Origin of the sequence: Curtobacterium sp. UNCCL17 (assembly GCF_000686685.1) — a bacterium.
Lineage (GTDB): Bacteria > Actinomycetota > Actinomycetes > Actinomycetales > Microbacteriaceae > Curtobacterium > Curtobacterium flaccumfaciens.
In genome coordinates, this window is the sequence record NZ_KK366002.1 from 194,675 (window position 1) to 209,016 (window position 14,342).

A 14,342-nucleotide genomic window follows, 5' to 3' on the forward strand; every position below is an offset into this window, starting at 1 on the left:
TTCAGGCCGCTGCGGCGGCGAGTTCGGCGGCCTTCTCGGCCGCATCGTCCATGGTCGCGGCGACGGTGACGAGCGGGTGCGCTGCCTCCGCCAGGATCCGACGACCCTCTTCCACGTTGTTGCCGTCGAGGCGCACGACGAGCGGCTTGGTGGCCGCGTCGCCGAGGATGCCGAGTGCGGCGACGATGCCGTTCGCGACGGCGTCGCAGGCGGTGATGCCGCCGAAGACGTTCACGAACACGCTCTTCACCTGCGGGTCGCCGAGGATGACGTCGAGGCCGTTGGCCATGACCTCGGCCGAGGCGCCGCCGCCGATGTCGAGGAAGTTGGCGGGCTTCACGCCGCCGTGGCGCTCACCGGCGTAGGCGACGACGTCGAGCGTCGACATGACAAGCCCCGCGCCGTTGCCGATGACGCCGACCTGGCCGTCGAGCTTGACGTAGTTCAGCCCGTGGGCCTTCGCCTTGGCCTCGAGCGGGTCCTCGCTCGCGGTGTCCTCGAGGTCCTTGTGGCCCTCGTGGCGGAAGTCGGCGTTCTCGTCGAGCGAGACCTTGCCGTCGAGTGCCAGGATCTGGCCGTCGCCGGTGCGGACGAGGGGGTTCACCTCGACGAGGGTCGCGTCCTCGCCCTTGTACACGTCGTAGAGCTTCACGAAGACGTCGGCGACCTGATCGCGGAGCGACTCCGGGAAGTTCGCCTGCGCGGCGATCTCGAGCGCGGCGGCCTTGTCGATGCCCGTCAGCGGGTCGACCTCGACCCGGGCGAGCGCCTCGGGCTTCTCGACGGCGAGCTGCTCGATCTCCATGCCACCCTCGACGCTGGTGAGCGAGAGGTAGGAGCGGTTGGCCCGGTCGAGCAGCACGGAGAAGTAGAACTCCTCGGCGATGTCCGCACCCTGGGCGACCATGACGCGCTGGACGGTGTGGCCCTTGATGTCGAGGCCGAGGATGGCCTGCGCGTGCTCGAACGCCTCGTCCGGGGTCTTCGCGACCTTCACGCCGCCGGCCTTGCCGCGACCGCCGACCTTCACCTGCGCCTTGACGACCACGACGCCACCGATCTTCTCGGCCGCCGCCTTCGCCTGCTCGGGGGTGTCGGCGATGATCCCCTGCAACACGGGGACGCCGTAGGACTCGAAGAGGTCCCTGGCCTGATACTCGAAAAGATCCACGCTGTTCTTCTTCCCGCACGGTTCGTGCGATCGGCATCGGTTTCCCGGTCGCGCTCTCCACATCGAGGGTCGCTCGATGTCGAGACAACGGCCGCCACGCAGCCTAGCGCTGCTCGGTGGACGGCCGGTGCACGTCGGGGCACACCCGAGGACAAGCCGATCGGGACCGGGCACCGGAACCGCATGAGCCGCTGCGCGCACCGCTGGGACGGGTCCGAGCTCCCGCTCGGCAATGTGGATCGGTGCAACCCGAACTCCGTACCCGCGCCACCGAGGTCTTCGGCTGGACGCTCCGCCCCGACCAGGAGTCCGTCATCGACGCCGTGCTCGAGGGCCGTGACGCCCTGGCGGTCATGCCCACCGGATCGGGGAAGTCCGCGATCTACCAGGTCGCCGGCCTCGGACTGGACGGCCTCGTCGTGGTCGTCTCCCCGCTCGTGGCGCTGCAGGAGGACCAGGTGGTCGGGCTCGAGCACCATCCCGACGCGCCCCGAGCCGTCGCCCTGAACGCCACGAAGAAGGCACGGGACGTCGCCGATGCGTGGGACGCCGTCGCCGCGGGCGAGGTCGGCTACGTGTTCCTCGCCCCCGAACAGCTGGTGAAGGACGACGTGCTCGAGCGACTCCGCGATGCCGGGGTCGCGCTGGTCGCCGTCGACGAGGCGCACTGCATCTCGTCGTGGGGTCACGACTTCCGACCGGACTACCTGGCGCTCGGCGAGGTCGCGGAGCGCCTGGGCCGCCCGCCGGTGCTCGCCCTGACCGCGACGGGTTCCGCTCCGGTGCGGGACGACATCGTCGAGCGGCTCGGCATGCGCGACCCGTTCGTGCTCGCCTCGGGGTTCGACCGTCCCGGCATCCGGCTCGAGGTGGTCCGGCACGCCCAGGACGCCGAGAAGCGCCAGGCCGTGGTCGACCAGGTCGCCGAGCTCGACGGACCCACGGTCGTCTACGTCGCCACCCGCGCCGCGACCACGGAGTACGCCGACGCCCTCGCCGCCCGCGGTCGCCGCGCGCAGCCGTACCACGCCGGCATGCGGGTGGCGGAGCGCGAGGCCGTGCACACCGGGTTCCTGGACGGCGACGTCGACGTGGTGGTCGCGACGAGTGCCTTCGGCATGGGCATCGACAAGCCCGACGTCCGGTACGTCGTGCACGCCGACGTCCCCGAGTCGATCGACGCCTACTACCAGGAGATCGGGCGGGCCGGGCGGGATGCCGAACCGGCCGGCGCCACCCTGCACTACCGCGCCGAGGACTTCGGCCTGCGCACGTTCTTCGCGTCCGGCTCGCCGCGACCCGCCTCGGTCCGGGCCGTGTTCGACGCCGTCCCGGCGACCGGCTCGATCACCCGCTCCGCACTGGTGGAGGCCGCTGGCCTGTCGGCCCGCACCGCCGGTCGAGCGCTCAACGCCCTGCTCGACGCCGGTGCGCTGCGTGACGACGTCGACGGTGTCTCCCGGGTGCCGGACGGCCCGCAGGACGCCGACCGTGCGGCACGTGCGACAGCTGACCGTGCCGCCGAACGGGAGCGGGTCGAGGAGTCCCGCATCGCGATGATGCGCCAGCTCGCCGAGACGACGGGGTGCCGCCGCCAGTTCCTGCTCGGCTACTTCGGCGACGAGCTGCCGGAGCCGTGCGGGAACTGCGACACCTGCTCGTCCGGCACGGCACGCGAGGCCTCCGCCCACGTCGCCGACGGTGCGAACGACGAAGCGTGGCCGCCGGATGCGCGCGTCGAGCACGCCGAGTGGGGCACGGGCGTGGTGATGAGCACGGAAGAGGACCGCATCACGGTGTTCTTCGAGTCCGCCGGCTACCGCACCCTCGCACTCGCCGACGTCGAGCAACGCGACCTGCTCGAACGCGTCTGACCGAAACCAGGACGCATCGCGGACGAAGCGCACCGGCCCGGACCACCCGGGCGGGGAAGGCGCGGTCGCTCGACCACCCGTCGGCGACCGCGCTCCACTCCCCCGAGCATCGGCGATGCTGCCGTGGCGGTGTGACCGGCAGGTGACGCCCGGGTGAACACGACACGAAACCGGACGGCCGCCAAGCGCCGGCGGGTAGGCAGGAAGCCCGCAACGGAAAGGAACCACCATGAGCGACCCCGGCATCAGCCCCGTCGACGACTTCGAGTCCCAGCAGCGTCGCGACGACGACATCGACCGTGAGCACGTCGGCCCGTACGAGGTGGACGAGGCCGAGGAGTCCCTGGAGACGGTGACGAACGACGCGGTCGCCGGCGAGACGGTCGAGCCGCAGCCCGGTGACGGCTCCGACGACGGTCCGACCGGCGGCTCCCCGCGCGAGGGCTCGCCCGACCTGTGGGAGCACGAGAACGAGCAGGACGAGGACCGCGCCGACCTCGGCAACGACCTCGGCACGAAGCCGCTCTGAGCTGATCAGGCTCCCCCGGAACACGGCTCGGTAGCATCGGGCCGTGTTCCGACGAGTCCGTGCCAGCGTCCGCAGCATGCCCTCGGCAGCGCGGCTGCTGGCGGTCGCGGCGATGCTCCTGGTCGCCGCCTCAGCGCACCTCGCCGCCCGCTCGGAGCCCGGTGGCCGCTGGGTCCCGCTCCTCGTCGTCGGCGTCGTCGGTGCGGTCGTCACCGGATCACCGACCCGTCTCTGGCCGCTCCCCGCGATCTGGCTCGTCGCGACGCTCCTCGCCCTGACCGGTGACGCACCCGTCGATGCCTCGTGTGCACTGGTCGCCCTGGTCGTCGGCGCCGTCGCGCTCCTGGCCGCGATCGCCGTGGACCTGTGGCCCGTCCTGCGGGCGCGACGCCGACGGGGTGCGGCGTGACCACCCCACGGCCTGGAGGCGCGACACACGACCCGCACCGCGCCTCCCGTCCGCCTGCTGGGCGCGTCCACGACCGTCACCTGCGTCGGTTCCTCGCCGACAGCACCCCCGTGGCCGCGGGCGGCCGCGCCATCCTGCTGCAGATCGCCGACCCGGTCGTCGCGGCCGGTGTCCGACGGCACTCGGACTTCGCCCGGCGACCCCAGCAGCGGCTCGCCCACACCCTGATGTTCGTCTACGCCGTGGTCATCGGCACGGAGACCGACTCGGCGACCGCGGCCGGCTTCGTCAACCGTGCGCACCGGCCCGTCGCCGGCGCCGACGACGTCGACCGGCAACTCTGGGTGGCCGCCACCCTGTTCGACTCCGCCCGGCGGGCGCACGACCTGTTCGGCACACGCGTCTCCGCGGCCCGCGCCGAGCAGGTCCTCGCCGCCTACGCCCCGATCGCGACCGCGCTGCGGGTGCCGCCGGAGCGTTGGCCGACCTCGGTGGCGGCGTTCGACCGGTACTGGCAGCGGACGCTGGAGGGGCTCGAGGTCACCGACGACGCCCGCGGGGTCGTCCGCGACCTGCTGCACCCGCGGTTCGCGCCGCTGTGGGTGCGGGCGGCGATGCCCCTCGTCCGCATCGTGACCGTGGGGATGCTGCCGGAACGGGTGCGCACGGCGTACGGCTTCGCGTGGGGGCCGCGGGAGGAACGGCGTTTCCGGCACACCGTCCGGGTGGTGGCCGGGGTGCGGGCGCTGGTGCCGAGCGCGCTGCTGCGGCTGCCGGGTCCGCTGCTGCTGCGCGCGATGCGGCGGACCGCCGGGCGACACGTCACGTGACCCAGCTCGGTGCGTCACGCCGGACTCCCCGAGCGCTGACCGCCGGCGCACGGTTGGGTGGGTGCATGTCCTCTGCCCCGCTCTCCGGTGACGACTCCCTGCACCTGCCCGAGTTCGACGACCCGCACGCGGCCCTGCAGGCGTCCTGGCGCGAGACGATGCAGCAGCTCCGCTTCACCGAGCTCGTGTCGGTGCAGGTCCCGACGCCGTGACACGTGGACACGGCGGACGGCGATGACGACGTACGACCGGATCGCGTACCGGAACGGCACCAGCGCCCCGGCGACCGTCACGGTGGAGATGGACCTGACGAACCCAGACCGCCAGGCGCACTCCACCGTGACCGTGTCGCTGCTGGGCGTCGAGCACTCGGCCACGGCCGACGACGCCTTCGAGGCGCTGAGTCTGGTGCGCGCGGCACTCGACCGCGACGGGTGGCTCCTGGGCGTGCAGGGGGCTCGCGTCGACGTGTGGCCGAGCGGGATGGCACGCCAGCAGGGTGGTGGCCTGCGTGCGTACCGACACCGCCGCGGTCGTCGTCCACGCCTCGACGACCTGGTCGACGTGTTCGCCCCGGCCGACGAACGCCTCGGCACGGTGGAGGCACAGCGGGCGTTCGTCGGAGTGAAGCCGCTGGTCGCGCGACCAGAGGCCGTCGACGACACCGAGACGATCGCCACCTCGACCACGCTTGCTCCGACCCGCTCCATCGACGGACGGCCCTCCCTGATCGATCGCCTCCTCGGTCGCGCGCAGCCGGCCTCGTGGTCGGCACCGCAACGGTGGACCGCCGTGCGGGCGACGCTCGGTGACGCCCTGACTCCGGCCGAGTGGGCGGAAGTGGAAGTGCTCGCCGGCACGGTACTGACCGGCAGGCGCCAGCCGAGCACGCACCGGATCACCCGAGCGGTGGGGTGGGACGACGAGGACACCCGGTGGGCCGACCTCATCGACGTCGCGGTCGAACCGAACGGCACGATCGGCATCCGGGTGTTCCGCAGGCGGTACGTCGAGCGTCCCGGAGCGCCGTTCGAGGTGGTGCACGACACCCGCGTGGACGATCTGCCACCGACGGAGTTCCGCCCGAGCGGACTCGAGACGTCCACGCGTCAGGACCAGGTGGCCGCGCTCTGGGAGCACCTCCGCCGACTCGCGCTGATCCCGGACGAGGCGCTGTCCGTCATGTTCTGGCCGGATCACGGACGTGTCCCGACCGGCAGCGACGACGACCAGGGCCGAACCGTCACGTTCTCGGGCCTGGCGGACGGATCCGTCTGGAGCGTCCTCGTCAGTGCGGTCGGACACCTCCGCATCACCCGGACGCTGCCGTCCGCGACGCCCTGACGAGGCCGAGGTCGACCCCGGCGGACGACCCCTTTTCGAACACCGAGCCCTCGGGCACGGTTGGGTGGGTACATGTCCTCTGCCCCGCTCTCCGGTGACGACTCCCTGCACCTGCCCGAGTTCGACAGCCCGCCGGCGTCTCCGCTCGACCTCGCTCGCGACTGGCTGTCCGCGGCGCAGGACCGACAGGTCTCCGAGCCGTTGTCGATGACCCTCGCCACGGCCGGGGCCGACGGCCGTGTGTCCGCTCGCACCGTCGACGTGAAGCGCATCGAGGCGGACGGACTGGTCTTCGGCACGTCGGAGGACAGCCCGAAGGGGCGGCAGCTCGCCGAGAACCCGCACGCAGCCCTGCAGGCGTACTGGCGCGAGACGATGCAGCAGCTCCGGTTCGAGGGCCACGTCGTCCGGCTGTCGGACGCCGAGTCCGACGCCCTGTTCGCGGACCGCTCCCCGAAGTCACGCGCCGCGACGGCCATCGCGGACCAGTCGGCCGTGCTCGAGCCGCGGACCCTGCAGGACCTGATCGACGACGCGAACGACCTGCTCGACGACTCCGGCGACGACGTCCCCCGGCCTGCACGGTGGGTTGCCTGGCGTCTCGAGCCCGACATCGTGGAGTTCTGGCACGGCAGCCGCGACCGGATGCACCGACGACTGCAGTACGCACTCGCCGAGGGGACCTGGACGGCCACCCGCCTGCAGCCGTAGTCGGCGCGGCTCCCGCACCGAGAGCCCCCGCCCCTCTAGCGCCCGATCGGGTTCGCCATCGCCCCCGCCCGGATGAGCGACGCCGACTGGTCCGCCAGGTCCACCATCGACAGGGTGTTCCGCAGCTGCAACCGGTTCAGGCACGAGTGCTCGAACGTCGGCACCCGCAGGTCCAGGGGACGACGGCGGTCCGGGTGCGCGGCGGCGTGGGCGTCGATGCACTCCCCCACGACCTGCCAGAAGCGGGACTCCGGCAGCACCGCGTCGTCGTCGAGGATCGCGGCGACGAACCGGAGCACCCCGTCGAACACGTCGGTGAAGACCGCGAGCGCGGCCTCGTCGTCGGACACCGGGTGCACGATCCGGTCGATGTCGGCGGGGACCGGGCGGTCGTCGTGCCGACCGAGCACCGCGGCCTCCTCGCCGATGTCCTTCATCACGGCACGGACCACGACGCCGTCGCGCACGACGAGCACCAGGTTCTCGCCGTGCGGCATGAACACCAGGTCGTGCACGGTCAGGCAGTGCACGACGGGCAGCAGGTAGGCCTCGAGCCAGCGCCGGACCCAGACGTCGGCGGGCAGACCAGAGGCCTCGATCAGCGCCGAGACCACGGCGTTCCCCGCGGCGTCCCGGTGCAGCAGCGCCGCCATCGTCAGCAGCCGCTCGCCGTCCGTCACCCGCGGCAGCGGGCTCTCCCGCCACAGGGCCGCGAGCATCTTGCGCTGCGGCGAGGACACGTCGACCCGGTGGTAGGCGTCCCCCGTGTAGCCGATTGCGGCGTGCTCCCGGAGCACCGAGAACCCGACGGCGGCGAGCGTGGGGTCGGCGGAGACGATCGACTCGACCCAGTCGTTCACGGCCGGGGTGTTCCGCATGTACGCGGGTGACATCCCCCGCAGGAACCCCATGTTCTGCACGGCGAGCGCCGTCTTCACGTACGAGCGTGCCGGCTCGGTGCGGTTGAACGCGGTGCGGATGGACTGCTGCGGCTGGTACTCGTCGGGTCCCTCGCCCAGGTCGACCAGGTCCTGTCGGCCCAGGTCGGGCGCGAAGGTCACGGCGATCCGGTGCTGCCACTGCCACGGGTGCACGGGCAGCCACACGTAGTCGTCGGGGTCGAGCCCGCGACGCTCCAGCGTGGCACGGAACCCGGCCACGACCGCCGGTGACAGCTCTGCCTCCCAGTGCGCCTGCTCGGTCCGGTCGGCGGCGAGCGCCAGGTGCGTGTGCTCGCGTCGGGCGGCGAGCCACCGGTACCGGAACCGGCCGCCGGACTCCGGCGCGAACGCCCGGTACTCGTCGAGCCCGAACCCGATCCGGCCGTTGGCGGCGACGAACGCCGGGTGCCCCTCGGTCATCGCCGCCTCGACGTCCTGGAACGACGCGACGACGTCCTCGACGGACCCGGCCGAACCGGCCGAACCGGCCGATCCGGTCGAACCGGCAGCCCCGGCCGACCCGGCCCCGCCCCGCCCCCGTGCCAGCTGCCCGGCCGACGGTCCGCCCCGCCGGTGCTTCGCCGCGGCACTCGCCAGCGTCGACGCGATCTCCTCCAGGTACGTGCCGAGCAACTCGTCGGGGATCCCGAGCACCGCGCGCAGCTCGAGCACGAGCTCCTGCGCGCTGAGCGGCGCCGGCACCCCCGCACGGGTCCGCGTCAGCGAGGCCTCGTCCATCGACCAGTGCTCGAGCACGTGCTGCCGCGCCCGGAACCGGTAGGTCGACTCCCCCGCGTCGAGCCGCCACCCGTCCCCGTCCGGCACGGGTGCGATCAGCCGTTCGTGGGTGAACTCAGCGATCGTCTTCGCGACGAGGTGCCGTTCGGCGGGTTCCAGGTGCTCGGGCCGCAGGTGTGCGGCTGGCCCGTCGTCGTCGGGGACGCCGATCCGGTCGGTGTCGAGCACCGACAGCAGGGCCCGCTTGCCGTCGACGTCCACCTGTCGCAGGGCGCGGAACCCGACCTCGGCGTTCTTCGCCTGCACGGCGGTGTTCCGCACGTCGGGTTCGACGACGACCCGGCGCGCGCCGAGGGCGTCCCGGCAGTGCTCGACGACGGTACGCATCACCGCGCTGGTCAGGCCGTGGACACGACCCTCGGTGGGCACCGGCGCGACGAGCAGGTGCATGCCGACGTCGCCGGGTTCGGCCGCCCACACGTCGGTGAGCAGGACGGCGGAGGGGTCGTAGGTCTCCGCCAGGAAGCACGGTTCGCCGTTCCGGCGGCCGAGCCACGCTGCCTGTGCGGGGTCCGCCTGCACGCCGACCAGGTAGGCGCGCACCCCGTCCACGTCGAGGTCGCCCATCTCCCACCACGACGACGCCGGGTGGGCGAGCCACGACTGCACGACGGCGGCGTCGCGTTCCGGGTCCACGGGCTCGACGGTCAGGAGGCCCGGCTCGGCTCCCCCGGGCGCGGTCGCCCCGTGCGCGTCGACCGTCGCAGTGCCCACCACACCGGCGCCCACCGCACGGGCGCCCGTCACACCGGTGCTGTCGACGACGGCGCTCATGCGGACACCTCCGCCCGCTCGGACGTGCGCCGGGCCGGCGCGCGCTCCGCGGCGCCGGGGTGGGCGGTGGACGGCTCCGAGGCGGGCAGGCCGAACTCCTGGAAGGCGATCCGGGCCTCCAGGCCGTACACGGGGCGACCCGTGACGGACCGGATGATCGATGCGTTCCGCCACGCACCCATGCCGAGGTCGGGCGCGGTCAGGCCGTGCGTGTGCTCCTCGGCGTTCTGTACCCAGATGCGCCCGCCCAGGGTGTCGACGTGGTGGTCGCGGGCGACCGCCAGGCGACCGCGGGAGTCGCGGGCGACGAGGTGCTCGACCGGGTCGAGGAACCGCGGGACCCGCGGGGTGTACCCGGTGGCCAGCACCAGCTGCTCGACCTCGTGCTCGTACGTCTGGTCGAGCTGCTCGTGGCGGAGCGTCAGCCGGTACGTGCCACGGTCGGCGAGCCAGGCGGCGTCGACGACGCTCGTCTCGGTCCGGAGCGTCGTCGGGACCGGGCCGCGCGCGCTGATCCGGTAGAGCTGGTCGTACAGGTCGTCGACCAGGTCGGCGCTGATGCCCTTGTACAGGCCACGCTGTTCCCGCCCCAGGCGGTCGCGGACGGCTTCGGGCAGCCCGTGGAAGTGGTCCGTGTACTCCGGGCTCGTCATCTCGAGGGTGAGCTTGGTGTCCTCCATCGGGAAGAACCGGGGCGAGCGTGTGATCCAGTCGAGGCGGTAGCCGTCCTGCCGGATGTCCTCGAGCAGTTCGCGGTAGACCTCGGCGGCGGACTGCCCGCTGCCGACGACGGCGATGGATCCGGCGTCGCGCAGGGCGTCGCGGTTCGGCAGGAAATCGGCGGAGTGGACGGCCGGTCCGCCGATCCCGCGCAGCGGGGCGGGGACGGACGGCTCGGTGCCGATGCCCACGACGACGTGGTGTGCGCGGTACGTCTCGGGACCCTGATCGGTCTCGGCGTGCACCGTGAACGTGTCGGTGACCGGGTCGTGCTCGACGGCGGTCACCCGGCGGCCCCACCGCAGGGTGTCGAGCCGGTCGGCGGCCCAGCGGCAGTAGGCGTCGTACTCGCTGCGCAGGGGGTGGAAGTCCTCGCGGATGTAGAACGGGTACAGGCGCCCGGTCTCCTTGAGCCAGGCGAGGAACGAGAACGGCGAGGTCGGGTCGGCCATCGTCACCAGGTCGGCGAGGAACGGCACCTGGATCGTGGCGTCGTCGAGCATCATGCCGTGGTGCCAGGCGAAGCCGTCGGCGGCGTCGAGGAACACCGCGTCGACGTCGGCGATCGGGTCGGTCAGGCAGGCGAGGCCGAGGTTGAACGGGCCGATGCCGATGCCGACGACGTCGTGCACGGTGGGGTCGGCAGCGGTGCGGTCGGCGGTCATCGGTTCGCTCCCTCGGTCTCGGTGATGGCTGCGCGCACCCGGGCGGCCGTCGCGACGACGTGCTCCAGTGACGCGCGCATCTGCTCCGGGGTGGTCTCGGGGTTGAGCAGCGTGAGCTTGTTGCACGGCCGGCCGTCGATGACCGTCTTGGCGATCAGCACCCGGCCCTCGGCGAGCAGGGCCGAGCGGATCGGGGCGACCAGCGCGTCGGCGGCCTCGTCCGTCATGCCGGCGGGCTGCCAGCGGAACAGCACCGTGCTGAGCTGCGTCGGCGCGACGAGCACCAGGTCGGGGTGCTCCTCGACGATCCGGTGGGTGGCCACGGCGAGGTCGATGACGGCGTCGAACGCGGCCCCGATGGCATCCGCCCCGGTCGCCCGCAGGGTGGCCCAGAGCTTCAGGGCGTCGAACCGGCGTGTGGTCTGCAGCGACTTGTCGACCTGGTTCGGCTCGGCGGCGTCCTCGGGGTTCAGGTAGTCGGCGTACCAGGCGGTGCGGCGCAGGTCCTCCGGGCGCTGCACGAGCAGGGCGCTCGACGACACCGGCTGGAAGAACGACTTGTGCAGGTCGGCGGTCACGCTCCGGGCCCGTTCGACGCCGTCGAGCAGGTGCCGACGGGTCGGGGACACGAGCAGCCCGCAGCCGTACGCGGCGTCGACGTGCAGCCAGACTCCCTCGAGATCACAGACGTCCGCGATCGGCTCGAGCGGGTCGATCACCCCGCGGTCGGTGGTGCCGGCGGTGGCGACGACGGCCATCGGCGTCTGCCCGGATGCGCGGGCGGCGGCGATCGCCTCGGCGAGGGCGGCGGGCACCATCCGGCCGGCGTGGTCGGTGGCGACGGCGACGACGGCCTCGAGCCCGAGCAGCCGCGCCGACTTCGCGATGCTGAAGTGGGTCTCCGCGGTCGTGAACACGGTGCCACCGGCGCCCAGGGCCTCGCGCGCCAGCAGCAGGGCCTGCAGGTTCGACTGCGAGCCGCCCGAGGTGAAGATGCCGTCACCCGCGGCGAACCCGATCCGACCGGCGAGCCAGGCGACGACGTGCCGCTCGATCTCGGTGCCGATCCGGGACTGGTCCCAGGTGTCCACCGACGGGTTCACGGCGGCCAGGACCGACTCGGCGGCGACCGCGGGCAGCGCGACCGGGCAGTTCAGGTGTGCGAGGTACGCCGGGTCGTGGAACCAGACGGCCTCGCGGACGAACAGCTCGTCGAGTTCGGCGAGCGCGCGGTCCGTCCCGAGGGGTTCGGCGTCGAGGTCGACGTCCTGCACCCGGGCCCGGAGGACCTCGGGAGCGGTGTCGGTCGTCGGACGGTCGGCGGCGGCGAAGCGGTCCGCCAGACGGTCCACCGTGGACGTCACGGCGGAGCGGTAGCGCTCGGCGGTGGCGGTGGTCAGGAGTTCGATGGGAGGTGTCACGTTAGGTAAGGCTAACCTCACAAAGCGCGATCGTGCCACCCGGACGAGGGGCGCGCCGAACGGCCGGGCGTGTCAGACGCCCGTCTACCGGCGGGGCGTCAGGCGTTCATGAACTCGTTCGGCTGCAGCGCCCGGCCGACGATGCGCACGTCGCCGATCGACCCGACGAACACGTTGTCGAGCTTGCCGCCGTAGCGGTAGCCACCGAGCAGCCACGGCTTGCCGAGCGTGCTCAGACCTCGGTTCGGGGTGGACGGGTTCCGCACGACCGGGCACCCGTCGACGTACAGCACGGTGTGGCTCCCGTCGTTCACCACGGCCACGTGCCACCAGGCCCCGAGCGGCAACTCGTGCCCCCAGTTCGTCAGTGATCCGTCCTGGCTCGCCGGGTACACGCACCACTGCAGTTCGCGGTCCCCCGACAGGCTCAGGGTCACGGCGGGTTCGTCCGGGTCACCGTCGGCTCCGGTCGCCTTCCCCACCTGGCCGGCGCTCGAGTACTGCGACAGCAGGGCGCTGAAACCGTTCGCGCTCGGGTCGAACGTGGTCGGCAGCGCGAAGAACGCCTCGACCGTGTAGCCGTGGGGGAACCGGGTCCGGTTGAGCGGAGCCGCGTCGACGGTCTGCAGGTGGTCCCCGCCGGTCTTGCCGCCCTGCAGCGCGAGGCCGCCGGCGCCCGGCTGGTCGGGATGGTGCGCCGCCGTCCAGCGCAGCGCCCCCGCGACGGCACCGGTCCGCCGAGCGACCACCAGGTCGTTCCCCCGCCCGCTCTGGTCGCGCACCCGCGTCGTCGGCGCGAGCGCCGCCCCGTCCGGGTTGCCGTCGAACCGCCAGTACGCCAGCGTCCCCGGCACCAGCATGCGTGCCGCCGGCCGGGAGGCCCGTGGTGCGACCGGCGCGAACCCCGCGAAGCGTGCGTCGAAGTCCACCGCCATGGTGAAGCGGTCGACGTCTCCGCTGAGGGCGGTCTCCTGGGCCGCGAGCTCGTTCGTCTCGCCGAGCCCACCGGCGAGCAGGAACGGCGACAGTGTCTCGACGTCGATGACGTTCCGCTCGAGGTCGACGTGGTACAGCCGGATCATGGCCGCCCCGCCGTAGTAGCGGTTCTGGTAGTTGGTCAGGTGCAGGGCGACGTCGTGCCCGACGGCGTTCTTCGCCGTCGTGCGGCCCGGCCCCCAGTAGTGCCCGTTGAGCGTCAGGAACACCTGGTCGTGCTTCGAGATGAAGGAGTCCCAGAGCTGCTGGCCGTAGGGGTCGAACGCCGCTCCACCGCTGGCGTCCGAGTCGACGAGCGCGTGCGTCGTGAGGATGACCGGGGCGTGCGGCCGGGCCGCGAGCACGGAGCTGGCCCAGGCGAGCCCGCTCGCGCTCGTCCGCCAGTCGAGCGCCAGGACGACCCACTCGCGGCCGGCCGCGGTGAACCGGTGAGCGGTGTTGTAGCCGTCCGGGCTCGAACCGATCCAGCCCGGGGCCCTCCGGAACCGCTGCGGGCCGAACACGTCGAGGTACGGGGTTCGGCCACGCTGGTCGTCGGTCGACGAGTCGACGTCGTGGTTTCCGGCGAGCACGCTGTAGGGCGCACCGGCACGGTCGAGCACGTCGAAGACCGCGCCGGACGCACGCATCTCGGACGCCGCACCGTTCTGCGTCAGGTCGCCGAGGTGGACGAGGAACACCGTGTTGTGCCGGGCCTGCTCGCGGACGACGTACTCGAGCGACGCGCGCATCGGTGCCTGGTCGACCGCGGCGCCGTCGAACATGTACTGCGTGTCCGGCATCACGGCGACGGTGAAGCGTGGCGAGGTCGTGTCCGGGCGCCACCGTCCGGTGTGCCCGCGCGCCACCGCCGCCTGAGCGGCCTCGGTCGATCCGCCCAGCGCCGCCGGGGCCACAGCGGGTGCCACGGTCAGCGCATCGGCGACGGCCGGGGCGCCGCCGAAGCCGTTCGAGGCCACGAGACCGGCGGCACCGGCGAGTCCGGACCCGACCAGGAAGCCCCGGCGGGAGACCGGGATGCGCTTGCTGCGGTCTCCGGCGTGGTCGTGGGCGTCGTCGCGATCGTCAGGGCTGTTCTGCACAGCACCGCACCGTACGGACCGCGGGGGAACGCCCCGGGTCCGTTCCGTGAACTCCAGACCGGCTGCGGCTGCCGGTT

At 72.7% G+C, this 14,342-nt stretch carries 12 protein-coding genes; 7 read left to right on the plus strand and 5 right to left on the minus strand.

Annotated features, from left to right (window positions below):
* Window position 1 precedes the first annotated feature (1 nt).
* On the minus strand, window positions 2–1,171 hold the full coding sequence (sucC, locus tag BR70_RS0114710) for an ADP-forming succinate--CoA ligase subunit beta (protein WP_027466677.1): 1,170 nt from the start codon (window positions 1,169–1,171) through the stop codon (window positions 2–4).
* Between the two features lie 242 nt (window positions 1,172–1,413).
* Between sucC and BR70_RS0114715 the strand changes: the two genes are divergently transcribed.
* From BR70_RS0114715 to BR70_RS0114745, 7 genes are all read left to right on the plus strand, one after another.
* A complete protein-coding gene (locus BR70_RS0114715; protein ID WP_027466678.1) occupies window positions 1,414–3,045 on the plus strand; it encodes a RecQ family ATP-dependent DNA helicase in 1,632 nt (543 codons plus the stop codon).
* 229 nt (window positions 3,046–3,274) lie between these two features.
* Window positions 3,275–3,574, plus strand: coding sequence for a hypothetical protein (locus BR70_RS21195; RefSeq protein WP_035809242.1), 300 nt, complete (start codon window positions 3,275–3,277; stop codon window positions 3,572–3,574).
* Window positions 3,575–3,617: 43 nt separating this feature from the next.
* A complete protein-coding gene (locus BR70_RS0114725; protein ID WP_027466679.1) occupies window positions 3,618–3,983 on the plus strand; it encodes a hypothetical protein in 366 nt (121 codons plus the stop codon).
* Window positions 3,980–4,813, plus strand: coding sequence for an oxygenase MpaB family protein (locus tag BR70_RS0114730; protein ID WP_081827410.1), 834 nt, complete (start codon window positions 3,980–3,982; stop codon window positions 4,811–4,813). The genes BR70_RS0114725 and BR70_RS0114730 overlap by 4 nt, the downstream gene beginning before the upstream one ends.
* Window positions 4,814–4,878: 65 nt before the next feature.
* Window positions 4,879–5,025 (plus strand): hypothetical protein, encoded by a 147-nt coding sequence (locus tag BR70_RS23370; RefSeq protein WP_155896898.1) that lies wholly within the window; start codon window positions 4,879–4,881, stop codon window positions 5,023–5,025.
* A gap of 22 nt (window positions 5,026–5,047) precedes the next feature.
* Window positions 5,048–6,157 carry a hypothetical protein gene (locus BR70_RS22530; RefSeq protein ID WP_051596988.1) on the plus strand — a complete coding sequence of 370 codons (1,110 nt, stop codon included), beginning with the start codon at window positions 5,048–5,050 and terminating at the stop codon, window positions 6,155–6,157.
* A 72-nt stretch (window positions 6,158–6,229) separates the two neighbouring features.
* A complete protein-coding gene (locus tag BR70_RS0114745) occupies window positions 6,230–6,868 on the plus strand; it encodes a pyridoxal 5'-phosphate synthase (RefSeq protein WP_027466681.1) in 639 nt (212 codons plus the stop codon).
* A gap of 35 nt (window positions 6,869–6,903) precedes the next feature.
* Here the strand turns inward: BR70_RS0114745 and BR70_RS0114750 are convergent, their stop codons facing one another.
* The 4 genes from BR70_RS0114750 to BR70_RS0114765 form a co-directional block, all read right to left on the minus strand.
* A complete protein-coding gene (locus BR70_RS0114750; protein WP_231495712.1) occupies window positions 6,904–9,381 on the minus strand; it encodes a GNAT family N-acetyltransferase in 2,478 nt (825 codons plus the stop codon).
* On the minus strand, window positions 9,378–10,766 hold the full coding sequence (locus tag BR70_RS0114755; protein WP_027466683.1) for a lysine N(6)-hydroxylase/L-ornithine N(5)-oxygenase family protein: 1,389 nt from the start codon (window positions 10,764–10,766) through the stop codon (window positions 9,378–9,380). The genes BR70_RS0114750 and BR70_RS0114755 overlap by 4 nt, the downstream gene beginning before the upstream one ends.
* On the minus strand, window positions 10,763–12,187 hold the full coding sequence (locus tag BR70_RS0114760) for a pyridoxal phosphate-dependent decarboxylase family protein (RefSeq protein WP_027466684.1): 1,425 nt from the start codon (window positions 12,185–12,187) through the stop codon (window positions 10,763–10,765). Before BR70_RS0114760 ends, BR70_RS0114755 begins: the two co-directional genes overlap by 4 nt.
* A 98-nt stretch (window positions 12,188–12,285) precedes the next feature.
* Window positions 12,286–14,265, minus strand: coding sequence for a LamG-like jellyroll fold domain-containing protein (locus BR70_RS0114765; protein ID WP_027466685.1), 1,980 nt, complete (start codon window positions 14,263–14,265; stop codon window positions 12,286–12,288).
* Window positions 14,266–14,342 lie beyond the last annotated feature (77 nt).

Bases quoted from the DNA above. Each gene is read 5' to 3' on its own strand.
- BR70_RS21195 (WP_035809242.1), top strand. From the start codon at position 3,275: ATGAGCGACCCCGGCATCAGCCCCGTCGACGACTTCGAGTCCCAGCAG.
- BR70_RS23370 (WP_155896898.1), top strand. From the start codon at position 4,879: ATGTCCTCTGCCCCGCTCTCCGGTGACGACTCCCTGCACCTGCCCGAG.
- BR70_RS22530 (WP_051596988.1), top strand. From the start codon at position 5,048: ATGACGACGTACGACCGGATCGCGTACCGGAACGGCACCAGCGCCCCG.
- BR70_RS0114745 (WP_027466681.1), top strand. From the start codon at position 6,230: ATGTCCTCTGCCCCGCTCTCCGGTGACGACTCCCTGCACCTGCCCGAG.
- BR70_RS0114750 (WP_231495712.1), bottom strand. From the start codon at position 9,381: ATGAGCGCCGTCGTCGACAGCACCGGTGTGACGGGCGCCCGTGCGGTG.
- BR70_RS0114755 (WP_027466683.1), bottom strand. From the start codon at position 10,766: ATGACCGCCGACCGCACCGCTGCCGACCCCACCGTGCACGACGTCGTC.